This is a genomic window from Mycobacterium sp. B14F4 (assembly GCF_039871645.1).
GTDB lineage: Bacteria > Actinomycetota > Actinomycetes > Mycobacteriales > Mycobacteriaceae > Mycobacterium.
Genome location: NZ_JBDPMF010000007.1, coordinates 46,059 through 68,686, shown reverse-complemented (window position 1 = coordinate 68,686; position 22,628 = coordinate 46,059). Strand labels below are relative to the sequence as shown.

General features: G+C 68.4%; 22 protein-coding genes. 5 read left to right on the top strand and 17 right to left on the bottom strand.

Features of this window, described 5'->3' with window-relative positions; translation table 11 throughout:
* Window positions 1–18 precede the first annotated feature (18 nt).
* The 3 genes from ABGB19_RS19405 to ABGB19_RS19395 all read left to right on the top strand — a co-directional run bounded on the left by ABGB19_RS19405 (window position 19) and on the right by ABGB19_RS19395 (window position 2,896).
* Complete coding sequence (locus tag ABGB19_RS19405; protein WP_347687619.1) at window positions 19–987, top strand: alpha/beta hydrolase; 969 nt, start codon at window positions 19–21, stop codon at window positions 985–987.
* A gap of 15 nt (window positions 988–1,002) precedes the next feature.
* Window positions 1,003–2,484 (top strand): NAD(P)/FAD-dependent oxidoreductase, encoded by a 1,482-nt coding sequence (locus tag ABGB19_RS19400; protein WP_347687618.1) that lies wholly within the window; start codon window positions 1,003–1,005, stop codon window positions 2,482–2,484.
* A gap of 148 nt (window positions 2,485–2,632) precedes the next feature.
* Window positions 2,633–2,896 carry a hypothetical protein gene (locus ABGB19_RS19395; protein WP_347687617.1) on the top strand — a complete coding sequence of 88 codons (264 nt, stop codon included), beginning with the start codon at window positions 2,633–2,635 and terminating at the stop codon, window positions 2,894–2,896.
* Window positions 2,897–2,980: 84 nt separating this feature from the next.
* Here ABGB19_RS19395 and metK read toward each other — a convergent pair whose 3' ends face one another.
* From metK to mihF, 5 genes are all read right to left on the bottom strand, one after another.
* Window positions 2,981–4,192: a methionine adenosyltransferase gene (gene metK, locus ABGB19_RS19390; protein WP_347687817.1), complete on the bottom strand. Its 1,212-nt coding sequence runs from the start codon at window positions 4,190–4,192 to the stop codon at window positions 2,981–2,983.
* A gap of 123 nt (window positions 4,193–4,315) precedes the next feature.
* Window positions 4,316–5,566: a bifunctional phosphopantothenoylcysteine decarboxylase/phosphopantothenate--cysteine ligase CoaBC gene (gene coaBC, locus ABGB19_RS19385; protein WP_347687616.1), complete on the bottom strand. Its 1,251-nt coding sequence runs from the start codon at window positions 5,564–5,566 to the stop codon at window positions 4,316–4,318.
* Window positions 5,567–5,584: 18 nt separating this feature from the next.
* Window positions 5,585–5,902, bottom strand: a complete 318-nt coding sequence (rpoZ, locus tag ABGB19_RS19380) for a DNA-directed RNA polymerase subunit omega (RefSeq protein WP_347687615.1) — start codon at window positions 5,900–5,902, stop codon at window positions 5,585–5,587.
* Between the two features lie 75 nt (window positions 5,903–5,977).
* Window positions 5,978–6,553: a guanylate kinase gene (gene gmk, locus ABGB19_RS19375; RefSeq protein ID WP_347687614.1), complete on the bottom strand. Its 576-nt coding sequence runs from the start codon at window positions 6,551–6,553 to the stop codon at window positions 5,978–5,980.
* Between the two features lie 10 nt (window positions 6,554–6,563).
* Window positions 6,564–6,881, bottom strand: coding sequence for an integration host factor, actinobacterial type (gene mihF, locus ABGB19_RS19370; RefSeq protein ID WP_003889986.1), 318 nt, complete (start codon window positions 6,879–6,881; stop codon window positions 6,564–6,566).
* A 540-nt stretch (window positions 6,882–7,421) separates the two neighbouring features.
* Between mihF and ABGB19_RS19365 the strand changes: the two genes are divergently transcribed.
* Entirely contained in the window at window positions 7,422–8,459 is a 1,038-nt protein-coding gene (locus ABGB19_RS19365; protein ID WP_347687613.1) for a DUF2330 domain-containing protein, read from the top strand.
* 76 nt (window positions 8,460–8,535) lie between these two features.
* Here the strand turns inward: ABGB19_RS19365 and pyrF are convergent, their stop codons facing one another.
* The 7 genes from pyrF to pyrR form a co-directional block, all read right to left on the bottom strand.
* Entirely contained in the window at window positions 8,536–9,357 is an 822-nt protein-coding gene (gene pyrF, locus ABGB19_RS19360) for an orotidine-5'-phosphate decarboxylase (RefSeq protein ID WP_347687612.1), read from the bottom strand.
* Window positions 9,354–12,692 (bottom strand): carbamoyl-phosphate synthase large subunit, encoded by a 3,339-nt coding sequence (gene carB / locus ABGB19_RS19355; protein ID WP_347687611.1) that lies wholly within the window; start codon window positions 12,690–12,692, stop codon window positions 9,354–9,356. Before carB ends, pyrF begins: the two co-directional genes overlap by 4 nt.
* Before the next feature lie 91 nt (window positions 12,693–12,783).
* Complete coding sequence (gene carA, locus ABGB19_RS19350; protein WP_347687610.1) at window positions 12,784–13,902, bottom strand: glutamine-hydrolyzing carbamoyl-phosphate synthase small subunit; 1,119 nt, start codon at window positions 13,900–13,902, stop codon at window positions 12,784–12,786.
* Window positions 13,899–14,402: a transporter gene (locus ABGB19_RS19345; RefSeq protein WP_347687609.1), complete on the bottom strand. Its 504-nt coding sequence runs from the start codon at window positions 14,400–14,402 to the stop codon at window positions 13,899–13,901. The genes carA and ABGB19_RS19345 overlap by 4 nt, the downstream gene beginning before the upstream one ends.
* 31 nt (window positions 14,403–14,433) lie before the next feature.
* Window positions 14,434–15,726 (bottom strand): dihydroorotase, encoded by a 1,293-nt coding sequence (locus tag ABGB19_RS19340; RefSeq protein ID WP_347687608.1) that lies wholly within the window; start codon window positions 15,724–15,726, stop codon window positions 14,434–14,436.
* Window positions 15,723–16,673, bottom strand: a complete 951-nt coding sequence (locus tag ABGB19_RS19335; RefSeq protein ID WP_347687816.1) for an aspartate carbamoyltransferase catalytic subunit — start codon at window positions 16,671–16,673, stop codon at window positions 15,723–15,725. The genes ABGB19_RS19340 and ABGB19_RS19335 overlap by 4 nt, the downstream gene beginning before the upstream one ends.
* Before the next feature lie 57 nt (window positions 16,674–16,730).
* Window positions 16,731–17,315, bottom strand: coding sequence for a bifunctional pyr operon transcriptional regulator/uracil phosphoribosyltransferase PyrR (pyrR, locus tag ABGB19_RS19330; protein ID WP_347687607.1), 585 nt, complete (start codon window positions 17,313–17,315; stop codon window positions 16,731–16,733).
* A gap of 118 nt (window positions 17,316–17,433) precedes the next feature.
* Here pyrR and ABGB19_RS19325 point away from each other — a divergent pair, with 118 nt between their 5' ends.
* On the top strand, window positions 17,434–18,636 hold the full coding sequence (locus tag ABGB19_RS19325) for a serine hydrolase domain-containing protein (RefSeq protein WP_347687606.1): 1,203 nt from the start codon (window positions 17,434–17,436) through the stop codon (window positions 18,634–18,636).
* A gap of 6 nt (window positions 18,637–18,642) precedes the next feature.
* Here ABGB19_RS19325 and ABGB19_RS19320 read toward each other — a convergent pair whose 3' ends face one another.
* Genes ABGB19_RS19320 through ABGB19_RS19300 form a run of 5 tightly spaced genes read right to left on the bottom strand, consistent with a single transcriptional unit; the run spans window position 18,643 to window position 22,602 of the window.
* Window positions 18,643–19,863 (bottom strand): prolyl oligopeptidase family serine peptidase, encoded by a 1,221-nt coding sequence (locus ABGB19_RS19320; RefSeq protein ID WP_347687605.1) that lies wholly within the window; start codon window positions 19,861–19,863, stop codon window positions 18,643–18,645.
* Between the two features lie 24 nt (window positions 19,864–19,887).
* The gene (locus ABGB19_RS19315; RefSeq protein ID WP_347687604.1) at window positions 19,888–20,427 is read right to left on the bottom strand and encodes a hypothetical protein; all 540 of its coding nucleotides are present in this window, start codon (window positions 20,425–20,427) and stop codon (window positions 19,888–19,890) included.
* Between the two features lie 6 nt (window positions 20,428–20,433).
* Window positions 20,434–20,943 carry a transcription antitermination factor NusB gene (gene nusB, locus ABGB19_RS19310; RefSeq protein WP_347687603.1) on the bottom strand — a complete coding sequence of 170 codons (510 nt, stop codon included), beginning with the start codon at window positions 20,941–20,943 and terminating at the stop codon, window positions 20,434–20,436.
* Window positions 20,936–21,499: an elongation factor P gene (gene efp, locus ABGB19_RS19305; RefSeq protein WP_347687602.1), complete on the bottom strand. Its 564-nt coding sequence runs from the start codon at window positions 21,497–21,499 to the stop codon at window positions 20,936–20,938. Before efp ends, nusB begins: the two co-directional genes overlap by 8 nt.
* 17 nt (window positions 21,500–21,516) lie before the next feature.
* A complete protein-coding gene (locus ABGB19_RS19300) occupies window positions 21,517–22,602 on the bottom strand; it encodes a Xaa-Pro peptidase family protein (protein ID WP_347687601.1) in 1,086 nt (361 codons plus the stop codon).
* Between the last annotated feature and the right edge of the window lie 26 nt (window positions 22,603–22,628).

The window sequence follows — 22,628 nt, the reverse complement described above, 5'->3', positions numbered from 1 at the left end:
CCGCGCTAACGTGGGGCCATGGCTGATCCCACGACGGCCCGGCCGGGCATCGACCCGGCGCTGAAGGAGCTGCTCGACGCGTTCCCGTTCACCTTCACCGCCGAGGATGGTGTCGAAGCGGCACGGGAGAAGATGCGCCAGCTGAAGGCGCCCCCGGAATTGTTACCCGACATGCGAATCGAAGAACGCACCGTCGGCTACGGCGATGTCAGCGACATCCCGGTACGCATCTACTGGCCACCGGTCGACCAGCACGTGGACCTGCCCGTGGTGGTCTTCTATCACGGCGGCGGGTGGTCGATCGGCGATCTCGACACCCATGATCCCGTGGCACGGGACCATGCGGTCGGCGCGGAGGCGATCGTGGTGTCGGTGGACTACCGCCTCGCCCCCGAACACCCCTTCCCGCAGGGCATCGAGGACTCCTGGGCGGCGCTGCGGTGGGTCGGCGAACACGCCGCCGAACTGGGCGGCGACCCCGCACGCATCGCCGTCGCCGGGGACTCGGCCGGCGGCAACATCTCGGCGGTGATGACGCAGCGTGCCCGCGACAACGGCGGACCGCCGTTGGTGTTCCAACTGCTCTGGTATCCCTCGACGACCGGTGACATGGCGCTGCCGTCGATGTCCGAGAACGCCGACGTGCCCGTCCTCGATGGCGACGTCGTCTCGGCGTTCCTCAAGTGGTATCTGCCGCACGAATTCGATCTGAGCTCACCGGCGGAACTGCCGTCCGAACTCGCGCCGGCGAACACCACGGACCTGTCCGGTCTGCCGCCGGCGTACATCGGCACCGCGGAGTACGACCCGATCCGCGACGACGGTGCCCGCTACGCCGACCTGCTGCGGGCCGCGGGGGTTCCCGTGGAGCTTCACAACGCGTCCACGATGGTGCACGGCTTCGTCAACTTCGCCCTCGTCGTCCCCGCCGCGGCGGATGCGACCAACCGCGGACTCGCCGCGCTCAAGGCCGCTCTGCACCCGTAACCGAAAGGAGGCCCGATGACAGTGCCCGATAGGGAGACCGTCATCGTGGGCGCCGGATTCTCCGGTATCGGTGCCGCGATCAAACTCGACCAGGCCGGGATGGGCGACTACCTCGTGATCGAGGCGGGCGACGGGCCGGGCGGCACGTGGTACTGGAACACGTACCCCGGTATCGCCGTTGACATTCCGTCGTTCTCCTACCAGTTCTCCTTCGAGAAGAGTCCCGACTGGACCCGCACCTACGCGCCGGGCGAGGAACTGAGAGCCTACGCCGAGCACTGCGTCGACAAGTACCGGATCCGGCAGAAGATCCGCTTCAACACCAAGGTGCTCGGCGCGGCCTTCGACGACGGCGACGATCTCTGGCGCATCGAACTCGACGACGGCGCAGCGGTCACGGCCAGATTCCTGGTCAACGCCTGCGGTGTGCTCATCACGCCGAACCTGCCGGACATCGACGGCGTCGACTCTTTCGGTGGCGTGACGATGCACACCGCACGCTGGGACCACGACCAGGACCTCACCGGCAAGCGCGTGGCGATCGTCGGGACGGGCGCGTCGGCGGTTCAGGTCATCCCCGAGATCGCACCGATCGTGGAGCGGCTCACGGTGTTTCAGCGCACACCGATCTGGTGTTTCCCCAAGCCCGACGTGCCTCTGTCACGGATGGCGCGACGGATGATGCGGCTGCCCGGCGCCAACACACTGCAGCGCGTGCTCAGCCAGGCCTACGTCGAGTTGACGTTCACGCTGCCCGCGCAGTACTTCACCGTCAACCCGATGGCGAAGAAGATGTCGAAGGTCGGTGAGTCGTATCTGCGAAAGCAGGTTCACGATCCCGAGGTGCGTGACAAGCTCACCCCGCGCTACGCCGTCGGCTGCAAGCGGCCCGGTTTCCACAACACCTACCTGTCGACCTACAACCGCGACAACGTCGAGTTGGTGACCGACCCCATCGACAAGATCACCGGATCGGGCGTGGCCACGGTCGACGGCCGGACGCGCGACGTCGACGTGCTGATCCTGGCGACCGGCTTCCGGGTGATGGACCCCGACGACATGCCCACCTATCCGCTCACCGGGTCCGGCGGTCGGTCGTGGAGTGAGCACTGGGACCTGCACCGACTGCAGGCCTACGAAGGCGTCAGCGTGCCCGGTTTCCCGAACTTCTTCACCGTGTTCGGCCCCTACGGCTACGTCGGATCGTCGTATTTCGCGCTGATCGAAACGCAGACTCACCACATCGTGCGCTGCTTGAAGCACGCGCGGCGCAGACGCGCGCGCCGCGTCGAGGTCACGCAGGAGGCCAACGACCGCTACTTCGCGGAGATGATGCGCAAGCGGCACCGGCAGATCTTCTGGCAGGACAGCTGCCGGCTGGCCAACAGCTACTACTTCGACAAGAACGGCGACGCGCCGCTGCGGCCGACGACCACACTGGAGGCGATGTGGCGCAGTCGCCGGTTCCCGCTGCGGGATTACCGATTCACGGCCTGAGGCGCGTTCGGCGAACCTAGGCTGGTCACCACTCGATCCAGCGAATAGGGGCCAGCATGCAGAGCATGAAGTTCGCGGACATCCCGGTGGCCGTCGCCGCCGAGGGGGTGGATTTCCGTAGCCAGGAAGTCGGCGACATGTCGATCGCATGGGTAAGCTCGACGCCGGGGCCGATTTGCGCCCCGCACTCAAGGGACTGCCGGGCGACATGTGCCAGTGCCCGCACTGGGGATACATGCTCGCCGGACAGCTGCGGATGCACACCCCGAACGGCTCCCAGACCTACGGCGCCGGCGAAGCCTTCTACTGGGCCGCCGGGCACGCGCCGGAGGCCGTGACCGACTGCGAGTACATCGACTTCTCGCCGACCGACGAGATCAGGACGGTCCTTCGGCATGTCACGGGCGGTTAGCGGGTCACCTTCCGCTCGAGGCAGACGCAAAACTGCCCATTTTCCCGCCGTAGCGGGCAGTTTCACGTCTGCTCGTCACGAGAACTAGACGGCGGCCTTGAGCTCGTCGACCTTGTTCAGCCGCTCCCACGGCAGGTCCACATCGGTGCGGCCGAAGTGGCCGTACGCGGCGGTCTGCGCGTAGATCGGGCGCAGCAGGTCCAGGTCACGGACGATGGCGCCGGGACGCAGATCGAACACCGAGGTGATGGCCTTCTCGATGCGGGCCGGGTCGACGGTCTCGCTGCCGAACGTCTCGACGAACAGGCCGACCGGGGCCGCCTTGCCGATCGCGTAGGCGACCTGCACCTCGACCCGCTCGGCCAGGCCGGCGGCGACGACGTTCTTGGCCACCCAGCGCATCGCGTACGCCGCGGAACGGTCCACCTTCGACGGATCCTTGCCGGAGAACGCGCCGCCGCCGTGACGCGCCCACCCGCCGTAGGTGTCGACGATGATCTTGCGGCCGGTCAGGCCCGCGTCGCCCATAGGGCCACCGAGCACGAACTTGCCGGTCGGATTGACCAGCAACCGGAAGTCGGAGATGTCCATCGTGTCGTGGTTCAGGTCGGCCAGCACCGTGTTGACGACCTTCTCCCGGATGTCGGGGGTCAGGGTGGCGTCGAGATCGATGCCCGCAGCGTGCTGCGTGGAGAGCACGACCGTGTCGAGGCGCACCGGCGTGGTGCCGTCGTACTGCACGGTGACCTGGGTCTTGCCGTCCGGGCGCAGATAGCCGAGCACGCCGCTCTTGCGCACCTCGGTCAACCGGCGCGACAGCCGGTGCGCCAGCGCGATCGGCAGCGGCATCAGCTCCGGGGTGTCCTTGATTGCGTAGCCGAACATCAGGCCCTGGTCGCCGGCGCCCTGCAGGTCCAGCGGATCGCCCGCGCCCTCGACGCGGGTCTCGTGGGCGGTGTCGACGCCCTGGGCGATGTCGGGCGACTGACGGCCGATGCCGATGTTGACGCCGCAGGTCTCGCCGTCGAAGCCCTTCTCCGAGGAGTCGTAGCCGATCTCGAGGATGCGGTCGCGGACGGTGTTGGTGATGTCGGCGAAGGCCTCCTTCGCCGAGGTGGTCACCTCGCCGACGACGTGCACCTGCCCGGTGGTCACCAGCGTCTCCACTGCGACGCGAGACCTCGGATCGCCGGCGAGCAACGCGTCGAGCACCGAGTCGCTGATCGCGTCACAGATCTTGTCGGGGTGGCCCTCGGTTACCGACTCACTGGTGAACAGCCGAGCTTCGCTCACGATGCGATCCTTCCGCTCAAGTCCTCTTGAGATAGTTAGTCCATCAAATTGTATGTGGCCTGTTGCACCCATGCGGGTGCGCCGGTTGCGCGCAAGCTTTTCACGCAGTCAGATGCGTGATTGGAGCTACCCGCCGCCGCTCTGCAGGAAGGCCACGATCGCGTCCACGATACGGCTGGCCATCAGAGTTTTCGAGCCGTGTTCCAGTGCGGACTCCGCGCCGTCGGCCGCGAGCAGCCAGCCGTCGTTGTTGTCCACTTCGAACGCCCGATTCTCGCCCACGGCGTTGACGACGAGCAAATCACAACCCTTGCGCTGCAGTTTCGCCCGAGCGTGGTGAAGCACATCGCCGTTCGCATCACCGGTTTCGGCAGCGAAGCCGACGATGGCGCGCATGTTTGGCAACTGGCCGTCGCTGCGGGCCCGCACGGCGCCGGCCAGCACGTCGTCGGTGCGGGTCAACTCGATGACGGGTGCCGCGGCATTCGGGTCGGTGGACTTCTTGATCTTGCTGGTCTGCACGTTCGTCGGCCGGAAGTCGGCGACGGCGGCGGCCATCACGAGCACGTGGGCGTCCGGCGCGTGTTTGGACACCGCGTCCTTGAGCTGAGCGGCCGACCCGATGTGCACCACCTCCACGCCGGCCGGGTCGATCAGGCCCGCGGTGTTGCCCGCGATCAGCGTGACCTCGGCGCCGCGCTGGGCCATCACCCTGGCCATCGCGTAGCCCTGCTTGCCGGAGCTGCGGTTGCCGATGAACCGCACCGGGTCCAGCGGCTCGCGGGTGCCGCCGGCGGTCACCAGCACCTTGACGCCGGCCAAGTCATACGGGAGCGCGTCGGCGCGGGCCAGCAGGAGCTGGGCCAGCGCGGTGATCTCCTCGGCCTCGGGCAGCCGTCCGGACCCGCTGTCGGAGCCAGTGAGCCGGCCCGAGGCAGGTTCGAGGACGATGGCGCCGCGGCGGCGCAGGGTTGCGACGTTCGAGACCGTCGCCGGATGAAACCACATCTCGGTGTGCATGGCCGGGGCGAACAGCACGGGACAGCGCGCGGTCAGCAAGGTGGCGGTCAGCAGGTCGTCGGCGCGACCGGCGACGGCGCGGGCCAGCAGGTCGGCGGTGGCGGGCGCGACGACGACCAGGTCGGCCTCCTGGCCGATGCGCACGTGTGGGACCTCGTGCACGTCATCCCACACGCCGGTGTGCACCGGATTGCCGGACAGGGCCTCGAACGTGGCGGCGCCGATGAAGCGCAGCGCCGACTCGGTGGGAACGACGCGGACGGAATGGCCCGCCTCGGTCAGCTGTCTGACCACGGTGGCCGCCTTGTAAGCCGCGATGCCACCGGCGACGCCGACGATGATCCGCTTGGGCTCCATGGCGGCCGCTCCCTGCTGCTACTCGCCCTCGGTGTGCTCGAGCAGGTCGCCGTGGATCTCCCGCAGCGCGATCGACAGCGGCTTCTCCTGCAGGCCGGGCTCGACCAGCGGGCCGACGTACTCGAGGATGCCGTCACCGAGCTGGTTGTAGTAGTCGTTGATCTGCCGCGCGCGCTTGGCGGCGTAGATCACCAGCGCATACTTGCTCGACGCGCGGTCCAGCAACTCGTCGATGGGCGGGTTGGTAATGCCCAGCGGCGTGTCGTAGGCGCCGGCGGCGGACGGGTCGATGTCGTCCACAGCGGCCAGCTGCGCATCGGCGTGCGGGGTGCTCACGTAAAAAGTCTCCTGGCGGTTTGAGTGAAAATTCTTCGGCCTCGCGGGCCCGGCCGCAGCCGTGCGGTGCTGGGGTTATCTGTGGGCCACCAGCAAGGATACCAATTCGGCGCAGGCAGACTCCAAATCGCGGTTCACCACGACCGAGTCGAAGTCGTCCTGAGCGGCCAATTCGGCCCTCGCGGTCGCCAGGCGGCGCGCCATCGCCTCGGCGGTCTCGGTGCCGCGCCCCGTCAACCGGCTCTCCAGCGTCTCCCAGCTGGGCGGCGCCAGGAAGACGGTGAACGCTTCGGGCATCGCCGCCTTGACCGCCCGGGCGCCGGCGAGATCCACCTCGATCAGGACGGGACGCCCGGCCGCGACGGCGTCCCGGACGGGCTGCGAAGGGGTGCCGGAGCGATGCAGGCCGCCGTGGATGTCGGCCCACTCGAGCAGGGCTCCGCCATCGATCAACTGCTGGAATCGCTCGGCTGTGACAAAGGAGTAGTCGATGCCGTCGACCTCGCCAGGACGAGGCGCCCTGGTGGTGACGGACACGCTGAAGTACAGGTCGGGAATCCGCTCGCGCAGGCAGCGCACAACGGTCGACTTCCCGACGGCTGAGGGGCCGGACAGCACAACCACCCGGCCGGCCCCTCGGCCGGCGCTCAACGTATTGCGCCTAGGACTGGTCGAACTTTTCCAGCAGCGCCTTGCGCTGACGATCGCCGAGGCCGCGCAGCCGGCGGGTCGGAGCGATCTCGAGTTCGGTCATGATCTCCTGCGCCTTGACCTTGCCGACCTTGGGCAACGCCTCCAGAAGCGCAGACACCTTCATCTTGCCCAAGACCTCGTCGGTCTCGGCGTCCTTGAGCACCTGCTTGAGGTTGGTGCCGCCGCGCTTGAGCCGATCCTTGAGTTCGGCACGTGCTCGACGTGCGGCAGCAGCCTTCTCCAACGCTGCCGCGCGCTGTTCGTCGGTCAACTGGGGAAGGGCCACGGGATTCCTCCGTCTCTCACCATCATTTTGTTTCTGCCTCGGCTGATAGAAAAATCCAGAACAGCCAGCGACGACGACCGTACCCACGCATCCTGACGAAAGCGAACCCCACCCCCTGCTTTCAGCGATAAAAGCCCAGCGTGTTAGGCGGTCGCGCGCCGCGGACAACGATTGTGCGACGGGCGTCGGATCGACGAATTCGGCCCGCGGACCGGCGGAACCGCCTGCATTTCAAGGCATTTCACGGCCCAGAATGCCGTTTCCGGCGCTTCGGTCTGTGACCGGGACCACACCGGGCCGACGCCGCGCGGGTGGCGAAAGAAAATTTTCGCTGGTCATGCGGTTTGGGCGTGTCGCAAGCCCGCGGTCGCCCATCGGGAATCGCTCAATGTGAGGCTGCTGTGACCTGCGTTTCTGGTGTGACAGTTGAGACCCCTGTGGTCGAATTTCTGGTTGCCCGCGCGTGCCGCGACCGATCTGTTGGCATGATCGCCACGTGGCCCACCGGTTGGGCGGCCGCCACAGCAAAGGAGTGGGCGGGTGCAAAGCGTCGTGCGGTGGCTCAGTGCAGCGGTGACGGTCGCAGTCGCGATGGCCGTCGTCGTCCTCGGCGCCCCGGCCCGGGCGTGCGGGTGCGGCGCATACATTCCCGACCGGCCGGGCGCGTCGATCGCCACCGAACGCGCGCTCATCGCGTTTGACGGAGTAAGCCAGGACGTCGTGATGTCGTTCAACGTGAGCGGCGAGTCGGACACGGCGGCGTGGATCATGCCCGTCCCGTCGTCGGCGCAGGTATCGCTCGGCGAGCCGGCGCTGTTCGAGGAACTCGGTCGCGTCACCGCACCCCGGGTGGAATACCACGACAACTGGTGGCCCACCTTCGACTGGCTGGCGCCCTCGCGCGGGGACGCCGACACCGCGGGCGCCCGGCCGGGCTCGGGCGTGAACGTGCTGGGCAGGCAGCGCATCGGTCCTTTCGACGTGACGCGGCTCGCCGCCGATGACGCGGCAGGCTTGGCAAACTGGTTGGCGCAGAACGGCTTTCCCACTTCCGACGGGCTCGGGGACAACCTTGCCGACTATGTCGAGGACCGCTGGGAGGTCGTCGCGATCAAGCTGGTGCCCGGTGATACGGCGCGCACGCTGACCGGTGATCTGCAGCCGTTGCGGTTGTCGTTCGCCTCGGACACCGCGGTGTATCCGATGCGTCTGTCGCGGTCGGCCCGAACGCCGCAGACCGTCGACTTGTATGTCCTGGCCGATCATCGGATGGATTCGACGGCGGTGCCCGTCGCGGGCCATGCGCCCACGCTCGAGTTCGCGGGTCCGGTCGATTCTCCTGCGCTGCAGCCGTACCTGTCCAAGGGCGGGTACTTGACCCGCTGGAGTGACTTCATCGGCACGCCGCAATCCATCGGCGGCGACTACGAATTCGGTCGCTCGCCCGAGGACACCGCGTATCAGCGCGTCATCGACGTGACGCGCAACCGGGGTGACATGACCGGGGCGATCCTCCTAGTGCTCGTCGGACTCGGGCTGGTATCGCTGACCATTGTGGCCGTCCGCCGCACCCCGTGATGCACAGCGCCCAGTTGATTCCGCGCTCAGGGCGCACTTGCGGGTGGTATCCGCGCCCTGAGCGCAGAATCAACGCCTACGGCGCGAGGTAGGCCACCGCGTCGCGCATCTTCTCCGCGGCGGCGCGCAGCGCCGCGACAGCCGGGCCCGCGCGCAGGACCTCGCGCGACACCGCGGGCAGCACCCGGCCGGGCGCCGCTCCCCCGAATCCGCGAAGCGCGTCCGGCCGCCCGCCCTGCGCCCCCACACCGGGGGTCAGCACCGCGCCGTTGAGCGCGCTGACATCGGGCGGGTCCGACAGCGTGGCCCCGACGACGACGCCGACCGAACCCGGCTCGGGCAGTGCGGAGCGGTTCGTCTCCGCGGCGGCGTCGACGATCGACTGCGCGACCGTGCGCCCGCCGGCGTCGGCTCCCTGCACGCCTGCACCCTCCGGGTTCGACGTGGCGGCAAGCACGAACACCCCGCGGCCATGGCTGAGCGCGGTGTCGATCAGCGGCTGCAGCGAGCCGAAACCGAGGAATGGCGAAGCGGTCACGGCGTCGGTCGCCAACGGCGAGTCGCCGGCCCACGCGTGCGCGTAGGCGGCCATCGTCGAGCCGATGTCGCCGCGCTTGGCGTCGGCCAGCACCAACACGCCCGCGTCCCGCAGGGCAACGATGACGTGCTCGAGCACCGAGTAGCCCGCGGCGCCGTAGGCCTCGAAGAACGCCACCTGTGGCTTGACGACGGCGAATTCGGCGAACCCCGTCACGCAGATGTCGCAGAACCGGCGCAACCCGTCGGCGTCTGCGCCGAGGCCCCACGCTCGCATCAGTTCCGGATGCGGGTCGATGCCCAAGCAGAGCGGTCCACGTCGTGCGACCGCATCGGCCAGGCGCAGACCGAAACTTCTCACGGCCCCAGCACGCTGTGCAGTTCCTGCAGCGACATCACGCCGATGTCACCGCGGATGCCGGCCTCGATGCCCTGCACGGCCGCCGAGGCACCCTGCACCGTCGTCACACACGGGATGTTGTTCGCGACGGCTACCGACCGGATCTCGTAGCCGTCGATGCGCGGGCCGGAATTGCCGTACGGCGTGTTGATGACCATGTCGACCTCGCCGGCCTTGATCAGGTCGACGGCCGAGGAGGCCGGCCTGCCCTCGCCGGGCGGCTGGAAGTGTTTGCGCACCTCGTCGCACGGAATGCCGTTGCGGCGCAGCATCTCCGCGGTTCCCTCGGTGGCCAGCACGCGGAAGCCCAGATCGGCGAGGCGCTTGACCGGGAACACCAGCGAGCGCTTGTCGCGGTTGGCCACCGACACGAACACCGTGCCTTCGGCGGGCAGCGATCCGTAGGCCGCGGTCTGGCTCTTGGCGAATGCCGTGCCGAAGTCGTGATCGATGCCCATCACCTCGCCCGTCGACTTCATCTCGGGGCCGAGCAGCGAGTCGATCTGCGAGCCGTCGGCCTTGCGGAACCGGTGGAACGGCAGCACCGCCTCCTTGACCGCGACGGGCGCGTTGCGCGCGGTGGTCGCGCCGTCGCCGGTGCGGGCCAGCACGCCCTCGTCGCGCAGTTGGGCGATGGTGGCGCCGAGCATGATCCGCGCGCACGCCTTTGCCAGTGGCACTGCCGTGGCTTTGGACACGAACGGCACGGTGCGGCTGGCGCGCGGGTTGGCCTCCAGCACGTAGAGCACGTCGTCCTTGAGCGCGTACTGGACGTTGAGCAGGCCGACGACGCCGATCCCGTGCGCGATCGCCTCGGTGGCGCGCCGGACCGCGTCGATGTCGCTGCGGCCCAACGTGACCGGAGGCAGTGCGCACGCCGAGTCGCCGGAGTGGATGCCCGCCTCTTCGATGTGTTCCATGACGCCGCCGATGTAGACCTCGGTGCCGTCGCACAGTGCGTCGACGTCGATCTCGATGGCGTCCTCGAGGAACCGGTCGACGAGCACGGGATGCTCGGGCGAGAGCTCCGTGGCCCGCGTGATGTAGCCCTGCAGCGTCTCCTCGTCGTAGACGATCTCCATGCCGCGCCCACCCAGCACGTACGACGGCCGTACCAGCACCGGGTAACCGATCTCGGCGGCGATCCGGCGGGCCTGCTCGAAACTCGTCGCGGTGCCGAAGCGGGGCGCGGGTAGGCCCGCGATGGTCAGCACCTCGCCGAACGCGCCGCGGTCCTCGGCGAGGTCGATCGCCTTGGGGCTGGTGCCCACGATCGGCACGCCCGCCTTCTCCAGCCGTTCGGCCAGGCCGAGCGGCGTCTGACCGCCGAGCTGCACGATCACCCCGACGACGCCGGGCCCGCCCCGACCGGACTCCTGCTCGGCGTAGTACACCTCCAGGACATCCTCGAAGGTGAGCGGTTCGAAGTACAGCCGGTCGGCGGTGTCGTAGTCGGTGGAAACCGTCTCCGGGTTGCAGTTGACCATCACGGTCTCGAAACCCGCGGCGCTCAACGTCGTCGCGGCGTGCACACAGCTGTAGTCGAACTCGATACCCTGGCCGATGCGGTTGGGCCCCGAACCGAGGATCAGCACCTTGGGCCTCTCGGCCTGCGGTGCCACCTCGGTCTCGGCGGCGGGGTCGAGCTCGTAGCTGCTGTAGTGGTACGGCGTCTTGGCCTCGAATTCGGCGGCACAGGTGTCGACGGTCTTGTACACCGGATGGATGCCGAGACGCTGGCGCAGCGCCCGCACGCCGACCTCACCGGCCAATTCCGGTCGCAGCGCGGCGATCTGGCGGTCGGACAGCCCGTGGTACTTGGCGCGGCGCAGCAGGTCGTCGTCCAGCACTGGCGCGTCGACGATCTCGGCGCGCAGCGCGACCAGCAGGGCGATCTGCTCGACGAACCACGGGTCGACGCCGGAGGCCTCTGCGACCTGCTCGACGGAGGCGGCCTTGCGCAACGCCAGTTCGATGTCGTAGAGCCGCCCGTCAGACGGCGTCCTGAGCCGGCGCAGCAACTCGTCGACGGTGACGTCGTCGTCGGGCTTGGTCCAGAAGCCCGCACGCCCGGTCTCCAGCGAGCGCATCACCTTGCCGAGCGATTCGATGAAGTTGCGGCCCAACGACATCGCCTCACCGACCGACTTCATCGTCGTGGTCAGGGTGCCGTCGGCGCCCGGGAACTTCTCAAAGGCGAAGCGCGGCGCCTTGACGACCACGTAGTCGAGCGTCGGCTCGAAACAGGCGGGCGTCTCCTTGGTGATGTCGTTGACGATCTCGTCGAGGGTGTAGCCGATGGCCAGCTTGGCCGCGATCTTGGCGATCGGGAACCCGGTCGCCTTGGACGCCAGCGCACTCGAGCGCGACACCCGAGGGTTCATCTCGATCACGATCAGCCGGCCGTCAGCCGGGTCGACGGCGAACTGGATGTTGCAGCCGCCGGTGTCGACACCGACCTCGCGCAGGATCGCTATGCCCAGATCGCGCATGGTCTGGTACTCGCGGTCGGTGAGCGTCATCGCGGGGGCGACGGTGACCGAGTCGCCGGTGTGCACGCCCATCGGGTCGAAGTTCTCGATCGAGCACACCACCACCACGTTGTCGTGGCCGTCGCGCATCAGCTCGAGTTCGAACTCCTTCCAGCCGAAGATCGACTCCTCGATCAGCACGTTGGCGCTGGGCGAGGCCGCGAGCCCGTCGCCGGCCATCCGCTCGACGTCCTCGGCCGAATGGGCCATGCCCGAGCCGAGCCCACCCATCGTGAACGACGGCCGCACCACCACCGGCAGCCCGAGGTCCGCGACGGTCTCGCGGACCTCCTCCATGGTGAAACAGACTCGGCTGCGGGCGGATTCGCCGCCGACCTTGGAAACAATGTCCTTGAACCGCTGGCGGTCCTCACCGCGCTGGATCGCCTCGAAGTCGGCGCCGATCAACTCGACGCCGTACTTCTCCAACACCCCGTTCTCCGACAGCGCCACCGCGGTGTTCAGTGCGGTCTGGCCGCCCAGCGTGGCGAGCAGGCCGTCGATCTTGTTGCCGCGCTCGGCCTGCTGGGCGATGACGCGTTCCACGAACGCCGGCGTGATCGGCTCAACGTAGGTGTGGTCGGCGTACTCCGGGTCGGTCATGATGGTCGCCGGGTTCGAGTTGATCAGCGTGACCTGTAGCCCCTCGGCGCGCAGCACCCGGCACGCCTGGGTGCCGGAGTAGTCGAACTCTGCGGCCTGCCCGATGATGATCGGCCCGGAGCCGATCACCAGCACGTGGTTGAGATCTGTGCGCCTGGGCATTACCGCACCCCCGCGAGCGCGCATTCTTTTACACGAAACGCCCGGAAATCTGTACACCAGTGAGCGCTCGCGGGAGTTATACGGGTCGCGGTCATGACTCTCCCGCCATCAGGTCGACGAACTGGTCGAACAGATAGTTCGCATCGTGTGGTCCCGCCGCCGCTTCGGGGTGGTACTGCACCGAGAAGGCGCGGCCGTTGACGAGCTTGACGCCTTCCACCACACCGTCGTTGGCGCAGGTGTGGCTGACGACGGCCTGCCCGAAGGGGGTATCGAAGACCTCGCCGCGCTCTCCTTCGAGGGCGAACCCGTGATTCTGCGCGGTGATCGCCACGTTGCCGGTCTCATGGTCGATCACCGGCACGTTGATGCCGCGGTGGCCGAACACCATCTTGTAGGTCGAGCGGCCCAGCGCGCGGCCGAGAAGCTGGTTACCGAAGCAGATGCCGAAGAGCGGAATGCCCGCGCCCAGCACCTCACGGGTGACGCCGACGATGTGGTCGGCGGTGGCAGGGTCGCCGGGTCCGTTCGACAGGAAAACCCCGTCCGGCTTCAGGTCGGCGATCTGGTCGAACGTCACCGACGACGGCAGGACGTGGCTGCGAATTCCGCGCTTGGCGAAGTTGCGTGGCGTGTTCGTCTTGATGCCGAGGTCGATGGCGGCCACGGTGAATCGTTGCGCCCCTTCGGGTTCGACGATATAGGCGGTGTCGGTACTGACCTGGCCGGCCAGGTTGGCACCCAGCATCGAGGGCTGGCTGCGGACCCTGCCCAACAACTCGTCGGGGTCGGCGAGTGCCGCACCGGAGAACACGCCGGCCTTCATCGAGCCTCGGCTGCGCAGATGGCGCACCAGCGCGCGGGTGTCGATACCGGCGATGCCCACGATGCCCTGGCGGTCGAGTTCGTCGTCCAGGGTGCCGGTCGACCGCCAGTTCGACGCCCGCGGCGACGGGTCGCGCACGGCATAGCCGGCCACCCAGATCTTGTCGCCGCGACTCTCGGCATCCTCGTGGTTCCACCCGGTGTTGCCGATCTGCGGCGCGGTGGCGACCACGATCTGCCCGTGGTAGCTCGGATCGGTCAAGGTCTCCTGATAGCCCGACATTCCGGTGGAGAACACCGCCTCACCCAGCGTCTGGCCGACCGCGCCGAAAGTCGTGCCGGTGAAGACCCGGCCGTCCTCCAACACCAGCAGGGCCTGATTCACGCGGCCTCCTGTTCTACCCACTGCGAATACTCCCGACGGTCGTTGGCGCGAAACCCGGTGTCGATCTCGGTTCCCGACGGCAGCCGCCACCGGATGGCCAGGATTCCCTCGTGCGTCATCGCCTTTCCGGCGATTCCGCGTTCGGTGCGGATCGCGGTGATCGACTCGTTTGGGATCCAGATCGGCCCGGCGCCGCTGCGCTGCAACATGATTCCTTCGGGATAGCGGGTCAGCACCGCTTTCGCGCGGAAGCCGAGATCTCCGACGGCCACCCGGTCGTTCCAGTGCGGGACCAGGGTGCTGCCCACGTACAGACCCTTGGTCGCGGGGACGATCGCCGACCCCACGGTGTTCGGCAGGGCGGGCAGGGTGCCGATGAGCTGCGCCTGGCGTTCGGCGCGGCGGCGCCATCCGCGCATCATCGCCTGGATCAACACCGCGATCAGCACGACGACGATCCCGGCCACGACCAGCGACCCGACCAGCGTTGCGGTGTTCATGCGCGATCCGCCTGCGCTACTCGCTTGCCGTTCATGCCGGGCACTTTCCGTCCCGCGCGGTGATCTTGCCGCGCAACAGCGTCAGGGTGACGGTGGCCGGCAGTTCCATGGCCTCGTACGGGGTGTTGGTCGACCGGCTCGCCAGGGCGGGCCCCGCCACCGTCCACGTGGTGTCGGGGTCGACGACGGTCAGGTTGGCGGGCTCGCCGATCTCCAGTGGCCTGCCCTGGTCGGGCAGGCCGACGATCTCGGCGGGCTTGTCGCTCATGACGCGGGCCACGTCCCGCCAGGTCAACAGCCCCGGCCGCACCATCGTCTCGACCACCACCGACAGCGCGGTCTGCAGTCCGAGCATGCCTGGGCGCGCTACGGCGAATTCGCAGCACTTCTCGTGTTCGGCGTGCGGCGCGTGATCGGTGGCCACACAATCGATGATCCCGTCCGCCAGCGCCTGTCGCAGCGCCTGCGCGTCGGACGCCTCGCGCAGCGGCGGGTTGACGCGGTTACGCCCGTCGTAGCTGGCCAGCCGTCCGTCGTCGAGCATCAGGTGGTGCGGGGTCACCTCGGCGGTTATCGAAATACCTTGCGCTTTAGCCCATTTGACGAGCTCGACGGTGCCTGCGGTGGAGGCGTGGCAGACGTGCACCCGCGCTCCGGCGTCGCGGGCCAGCAGCGCGTCGCGCGCGACGATCGACTCCTCTGCCGCGCGGGGCCAGCCGGCCAGGCCGAGGCGGGCGGCGGTGGGCCCCTCGTGGGCGACGGCGCCGACGGTCAGCCGCGGCTCCTCCGCGTGCTGCGCGATCAGGACACCCAGGCCGGTCGCATACTCCAGCGCGCGGCGCATGATCAGCGGGTCGTGCACGCAGATGCCGTCGTCGGAGAACATCCGGACCTGCCCGGCACCGGCGGCCATCAGGCCCATCTCGGTGAGCTGGGTCCCCGCCAGTCCTACCGTGACCGCGCCGACCGGATGCACGTCGACCAGGCCGACCTCCTGACCGCGGTGCCAGACGTGGTCGGTGACGACGGGGCTGTCGGCGACGGGGTTGGTGTTGGCCATCGCGAACACCGCGGTGTAGCCGCCCAGAGCTGCGGCCGCGGAACCGGTTTCGATGTCCTCGGCGTACTCCCGGCCCGGCTCGCGCAGGTGGGTGTGCAGGTCGACGAAGCCGGGCAGCAGGACCTGATCGGTGACGTCGACCACGTCGGCGTCCTCGGGGACGGGAAGATCGGCTCCGATGTCGGCGATCTGCCCGTCGGACACCAGCACGTCGACACGGTCGCCCTCGCCGTAGAGTCGCACTCCCCTTATCAAGACGGTCACGCGCTGATCGCCCCTTGCTCGGCTCCCACCAGCAGATGGAAGAGCACCGCCATCCGGACATGCACACCATTGGAAACCTGTTGCAGCACTGCCGATTGCTCGGAGTCGGCGACAGCGAACGCGATTTCCATGCCCCGGACCATCGGGCCGGGGTGCAGCACCACCGCGTTGCCGGACAGCAGCGCCTGCCGTTTCTCGGACAGACCGTAGAGCACCGAGTACTCGCGCGCGGAGGGGAAGAACCCGCCGTTCATCCGCTCGGCCTGCACCCGCAGCATCAGGACCGCGTCCGCGGTGGGCAGTTCGGCGTCCAGGTTGTGCGACACGGTGACCGGCCAGTCGGCGACCCCGACGGGCAGCAGTGTGGGCGGCGCGACGAGCACCACCTCCGCGCCGAGCGTATGCAGGAGCGCGACGTTGGAGCGCGCGACCCGGCTGTGCAGCACGTCGCCGACGATGACGACGCGCCTGCCGTCGATCTCGCCGAGCCGCTGCCGGATGGTCAGCGCGTCGAGCAGCGCCTGGGTGGGATGTTCGTGGGTGCCGTCGCCGGCGTTGATGACCGCCGGGCCCCCGTCCTCGGTGGCCGTCCACTCCGCGAGTAGCTGCGGTGCCCCCGACGCGGGGTGGCGGATGATCAGCGCGTCGGCGCCCGCGGCGCGCAGGGTGAGCGCGGTGTCGCGCAACGACTCCCCCTTGGACACCGACGATCCCGACGCGCTGACGTTGATGACGTCGGCGCTCATCCACTTGCCTGCCACCTCGAACGACACCCGGGTCCGGGTGGAGTTCTCGTAGAACATCGTGATGATGGTGCGCCCGCGCAGCGTCGGCAGCTTCTTGACCTCGCGGCCCAGCAGCGCCTGGCTGAAGCGGTCGGCGTTGTCGAGGATGGCCACCGCATCGTCGCGTGACAGATCGGCGGCCGACAGCAGATGTTTCACGATGGTCTCTTCTTCATCGTCGGCTCTTCGCCCAAGGGCTCATCGCGGCGCAAGCGCTCATCACCGGGCGGGTCCTCCATGAGGTGCGATCGACACGCCGTCGACTCCATCATCTTCGGCAAGGCGCACCTTGACGTTCTCGCTGCGTGACGTCGGCACATTCTTGCCGACGTAGTCGGCGCGCAGGGGCAGCTCGCGGTGGCCACGGTCGACCAGCACCGCCAATTGGACCGCGCGGGGCCTGCCGATGTCGCGCAGGGCGTCGAGCGCCGCGCGCACCGATCGTCCGGTGTAGAGGACGTCGTCGACGAGGATCACCAGGGCCTGGTCGATCCCACTCTCCGGGATCGTCGTCTCCTCCAGGGCACGCGGCGGCTTGAAGTCGAGGTCGTCGCGGTAGAGCGTGTTGTCCAGGGCGCCCCGCGCGACGGTGACGCCGGAGAACTCCATGATCTTTTCGCCGAGCCGGGTGGCCAGCGTGACGCCCCGGGTCGGTATGCCGAGCAGGATGACGCGCGGTGCGTCGGGACCGTCGAGTGCGGTCTTCTCGATGATCTGATGGGCGATACGGGAGATGGTTCGGCCGACGTCCGCGGCGGACATCAGCTCCCGGTCGGTGCCTGACGGGCCGGTGTTGGCGCCCAAGCGACTCTGACCTCCTTCTCCGCCTCTCTGGACGGATCGTTAAAGGACGTCGAAACTGCGGCGAGCTTAGCACCTCGTGTTCGAGACCCTTTCCGCGACATCAGTACGCTTGGCGGCGATGAAACTCGACGGGAACGCGGCGTCCATCCGCGAGGCGATCGACGCCGGACTACTGGCCGGCGCGGTGACGCTGGTGTGGCACGCAGGCGACGTGCTTCAGGTCAACGAGCTCGGCCACCGCGATGTCGACGCCGGACTGCCGATGCAACGCGACACCATCTTCCGCATCGCCTCGATGACCAAGCCGGTGACCGTGGCGGCCGCGCTGAGCCTCGTCGAGGAGGGCAAGCTCGGCCTCACCGACCCGGTCGCCCGGTGGCTGCCCGAACTCTCCGACATGCGTGTCCTGGCCGACGCTCACGGCGAACTGGACAGGACCACCCCGTCGCGGCGGCAGATCACGATCGACGACCTGATGACCCACCGCAGCGGGCTGGCCTACGCCTTCTCCGTGCCGGGCCCATTGAGCCGGGCGTACGGTCGGATGTCGTTTCGTCAGGACCAGGACCGGTGGTTGGCCGAACTGGCGCAGTTACCCCTGGCACACCAGCCCGGCGAGCGGCTCACCTACAGCCACTCGACCGATGTGCTCGGCATCGCGCTGTCGCGGATCGAGGGCAAACCGCTCTCCGAGGTCCTGGCGGAGCGGATCTTCGGGCCACTCGGCATGGCCGACACCGGCTTCGCGGTGGGCATGGCCGGGCGGCGCCGCGCGGCCACGATGTACAAGCTGGACAAGGACAACATCCTGCGCCACGACGTGATGGGGCCCGCCCCGATCACCGACCCTCCCTTCTGTACAGGTGGCGCGGGGCTGTGGTCGACCGTCGACGACTACCTGCGCTTCGCGCGGATGCTGCTGGGCGGCGGGACGCTCGACGGCGTCCGTGTGCTGTCCGAGGACTCCGTACGGCTGATGCGCACCGACCGGCTCACCGACGAACAGAAGCGCCACCCCTTCCTGGGTGCGCCGTTCTGGGTGGGACGCGGGTTCGGGTTGAACCTGTCGGTGGTGACCGATCCGGCGAAGTCGCGGCAACTGTTCGGTCCCGGTGGTGCTGGAACGTTCAGCTGGCCGGGCGCATACGGAACGTGGTGGCAGGCCGATCCCGCGGCCGACCTGATCCTGATCTACCTGATCCAGAACCTGCCGGACCTCAACGTCGACGCCGCCGCCATCGCAGGCAATACGTCACTGGCGAAACTGCAAGGGGCACAGCCGAAGTTCGTGCGCCGGACGTATCGGGCCCTGGAACTGTAAATCGAGTCAGCGCAGGGTTTCGTCCAGCCAGTCGAGCGTGACCGCGTTCGACAGCGTGAGATTGCCCAACTGGCAGTGCGTGTCGGCGCCCTCGGCCCCGGTGAACATCCGCCGCGTCACGGGTCCGCCTGCCTGATCGGCGAACAGCTCGTACTGGCGGATGGGTTCCCCACCTTCCCCCGATCCCACCAGCGCCAGCGCCGGGCATGCCACCGACGCCGGATCGACCGTGAACCGTCGCAGATAGTCGAACGTGCCGAGGAATGTCGTCTGCCCGAAGCGTCGGATCAGCGACCGTGACATCTCTTTGATCGGCGGTGGCATTTCCTCGTCGGGGATCCGGTCGATGTCGGCAAGGCTGAAATCCTCCTCCGGGGTGAGCACCTCTTGCGGGTCACCTCCCATGCCGGCGACGAACGACACCAGGTAGGCGCGCAAGTCGATCACCGGCGAATTGGCCACCAGCGCGCGCACCCGTGGATCGTGTGCGGCGGCCCGCGTCGCGAAGTATCCGCCGAAGCTGATCCCGAGCAGCGCCAGGCGCTTTGGGTCGACTTCCGGGCGCTCGAGCACCGAGTCGATCCACGCCGACACCCAGGTTTCGGTGTCGGGCACGAAGTGGCTGTCGGGTTCGGTTCGGGCGGTGTCCATCTGGCCGGGACCACAGATCTGCATCACCCGCCAGCCGCGCTGCAGAGCGGACAGACCGACCTGGAAGTAGGTTTCCTCCAGCGTGCCGTCGAAGCCGCTGGTGGCGACGAGCGTCGGGCCTGCCCCGGTGGCGCCCGGCGGCGCGAACCAGTATCCCGGCAATCGCTGCCCGCGCCACGGCACCCACAGTTGCTCGACGCCGGCATCGGCCATCCCGGCCAGGAACGCCGCCCGGCTGGCGAGCCCCAGCGAGACATGGCGATCGGTGCCGAATGGCGAAAAGTATTCGGCGGCACGGTAACTGTTCGACGCATGCAGGTAACGCTCACGCGCGCTGGTGGCGTGGCCGGCGGCCGCTCGCTCGTCGGCGTCGGCCCGTTGCCGCTCGGCGAGCGAGGCGAACTCGTCGGACCACGTCTGGGGCCCGGCGTCGCGGATCCGCGCCGCCACGGCCAGGCACTCGCCGACCGAGGCGCCGCCGTATGCCGCGGAACCGAGTTGGCGCAGCAGCTGGAAATCGAGCTCGGGGTCTTCGAATCCGGTCACCCGGGTGGAACTCCGGACAGTGGTATCCATGGCAACTCCCCTTCGCCGCAGGATCTACTGCATACTCCGCGACAACACGCGGCCGAACTGCAGGAGCCTCTGCATCTGTGCCAGCCCGCCGTTGTCGACGGACCTGAAATACCGGAACGACTCGCAGTAGATGTCGGATTCGGTGGCCGACTTCTGCCGCGACCGGGTGATCAACTGCGTGTACATCCGCAGCCGGACCTCCGAGAGCCTGCGGGTGTTGTCCTCGAGCACATCGTATTCCGCGGTGAGCACATGGTCGGTGATCGTCGACAACAGGATCGTGCGCACCGAGGCGTTGAGCACCCGGTGTTCCCGCTCCCCCGAGGTCGCCATCTCGTCGTCGGCGCGCCACATGATCAGCCGGTGCCCGTCGGTCAGCACGACCTCCTGCCAGAGGGCCTCACCCCAGGACTCCTCGGTGAGGCGCGACATGATGAACGACTTGATGCTCGGCAGGTCCACCACCGGCCGCAGTTGGTCCAGCGCGAGGTCGGGGTCACGCAGGTACACCCGCGCCGCCGCGTCGACGCTCGAGTACGGCGCCCAGTCCTGCGGTGCGGGCATTTCCGGCTACCCCGCGCTACCGTCGCCAACCCCCCGGACGGCTTGGGCGGCCGCCCGGATCTGGGGCGTCACGAGCATCACCTGACCCAGCACGCCGTTGACGAAACCCGGTGAGTCGTCGGTCGACAACTGCTTGGCGAGTTCGACGGCCTCGTCGACAGCGACGGGTTCGGGCACATCCTCGGCGTGCAGCAGTTCCCACACCGCCACGCGAAGGATCGCGCGGTCGACGGCGGGGAGCCGGTCCAGCGTCCAGCCCTGCAGGTGCGCGGCGATCAGGTCGTCGATGTGCGCCGAGTGCTCGGTGACGCCACATGCCACGGTCACGGTGTACGGGTTCAGTGGCGCGACGTCGTCCTGCGTGTCGGCCAAGGCATTACGGGACTCGGCCACCTCGGCAGCGGTGATGCCGCGCGCCTCCGCCTCGAACAGCAGGTCGACGGCGCGCTTACGCGCCTGATGACGGCCACGGTCGGGCCGACCAGTCCGGCTCGAGTCGCCTCTGCGATCAGGCATTCACCCGACCGAGGTAGCTGCCGTCGCGCGAGTCCACCTTGAGCTTGTCTCCGGTGTTGATGAACAGCGGCACCTGGATCTCGGCCCCGGTCTGGACGGTGGCGGGCTTGGTGCCGGCGCTGGACCGGTCCCCCTGCAGGCCGGGCTCGGTGTGGGTCACCTCGAGTTCCACGGTGACCGGCAGTTCGAGATACAGCGGAGCGCCGTTGTGGAAGGCGATCTGCACCGGCATGCTCTCGAGCAGGAAATTGGCCGCATCGCCGACCAACGACTCGGGCAGCGGGTGCTGCTCGTAGTCCTCCGAGTCCATGAACACGAAGTCCGAACCGTCGCGGTACAGGTATGTCGCGTCGCGCCGGTCCACGGTCGCGGTCTCGACTTTCACCCCGGCGTTGTAGGTCTTGTCGACGACCTTGCCGGACAACACGTTCTTCAGTTTCGTGCGCACGAAGGCCGGCCCCTTGCCCGGTTTGACATGCTGGAACTCGACGATCTGCCACAGCTGCCCGTCGATCTGGAGGACGAGGCCGTTCTTGAAGTCGGCGGTCGTTGCCACGGTCGGTTGTTCTCCTGTCAGAGGATGGCCAGCTCCTTGGGGAACCGGGTGAGTAAGTCGGGAGCGTTGTCGCCTACCACCAGCGTGTCCTCGATCCGGACACCGCCACGGTCGGGCAGATAGACGCCGGGCTCCACGGTCACCGCGGAGCCAGCAAGAAGTGTACCGGCGGAGGCAGCGTTGATTCCCGGCGCTTCGTGGATCTGCAGACCGACGCCGTGACCCAGCCCGTGGCCGAAGTGGTCGGCGTATCCCGCGTCGGCGATGACCTGCCGCGATGCGGCGTCGACGGCCTTGAGCGAGGCTCCCGGCGCCAGCGCCTCCCGGCCCGCCCGCTGCGCGGCCGCCACCAGCCCGTAGACGTCGCGCTGCCAGTCCGCTACCGGCGACAGCACGAACGTCCGGGTCATGTCGGAGTGGTAGCCGCACACCAAGGCTCCGAAGTCGATCTTGACGAAGTCGCCCCGGGCCAGCACGGCATCGGTCGGCCGGTGATGCGGGATCGCCGAGTTGGGCCCGGCCGCCACGATGGTCTCGAACGACGGGCCGTCGGCGCCGCGCTCGAGCATCAACGCCTCCAGTTCACCCCTCACCTCTTTCTCGGTGCGCCCTGCCCGCAGTCCACCCCGGTCGACCAGATCCTGCAACGCGGCGTCCGCCGCCTCGCAGGCCAGCCGCAGCAGCGCGATCTCACCGGCGTCCTTCACCTCGCGCAGCGCCTCCACCGTTCCCGCGGCGCGCACCAGCTCGGTCTGGTCACCGGCCGCCTCGGAGAGCCTGCTGAACGCGTCGACGGTCACCACGTGGCTCTCGAAGCCCAGGCGCCGCACGCCGGCGGCCGCGGCCGCGGCCACCAGGTGCGGTGCGCAGGCCCGCTCGATGACGACGTCGGCGTCCGGACTCTGCTGCGCGGCCTGCGTGCGATAGCGCCCGTCGGTGGCCAGCACCGGCGTCCCGTCGGCGACGCGGACGAGCAGGGCGGCGTTGGAGCCGGTGAAGCCGGTCAGGTAACGCACGTTGACCAGGTCGGACACCAACATGGCGTCGAGGTCGGCAGCGGCGAGCCTCGCGCGCAGCCGATCCCGGCGCTGTGAAATAGTCACAGCTGATGACGCTACTCGCTAAGGTG

Bases quoted from the DNA above. Each gene is read 5' to 3' on its own strand.
- ABGB19_RS19395 (WP_347687617.1), top strand. From the start codon at position 2,633: ATGGGTAAGCTCGACGCCGGGGCCGATTTGCGCCCCGCACTCAAGGGA.
- ABGB19_RS19345 (WP_347687609.1), bottom strand. From the start codon at position 14,402: ATGAACACCGCAACGCTGGTCGGGTCGCTGGTCGTGGCCGGGATCGTC.
- ABGB19_RS19315 (WP_347687604.1), bottom strand. From the start codon at position 20,427: ATGCCCGCACCGCAGGACTGGGCGCCGTACTCGAGCGTCGACGCGGCG.
- carB (WP_347687611.1), bottom strand. From the start codon at position 12,692: ATGCCCAGGCGCACAGATCTCAACCACGTGCTGGTGATCGGCTCCGGG.
- coaBC (WP_347687616.1), bottom strand. From the start codon at position 5,566: ATGGAGCCCAAGCGGATCATCGTCGGCGTCGCCGGTGGCATCGCGGCT.
- ABGB19_RS19405 (WP_347687619.1), top strand. From the start codon at position 19: ATGGCTGATCCCACGACGGCCCGGCCGGGCATCGACCCGGCGCTGAAG.
- nusB (WP_347687603.1), bottom strand. From the start codon at position 20,943: ATGCCTGATCGCAGAGGCGACTCGAGCCGGACTGGTCGGCCCGACCGT.
- ABGB19_RS19325 (WP_347687606.1), top strand. From the start codon at position 17,434: ATGAAACTCGACGGGAACGCGGCGTCCATCCGCGAGGCGATCGACGCC.
- ABGB19_RS19320 (WP_347687605.1), bottom strand. From the start codon at position 19,863: ATGGATACCACTGTCCGGAGTTCCACCCGGGTGACCGGATTCGAAGAC.
- ABGB19_RS19400 (WP_347687618.1), top strand. From the start codon at position 1,003: ATGACAGTGCCCGATAGGGAGACCGTCATCGTGGGCGCCGGATTCTCC.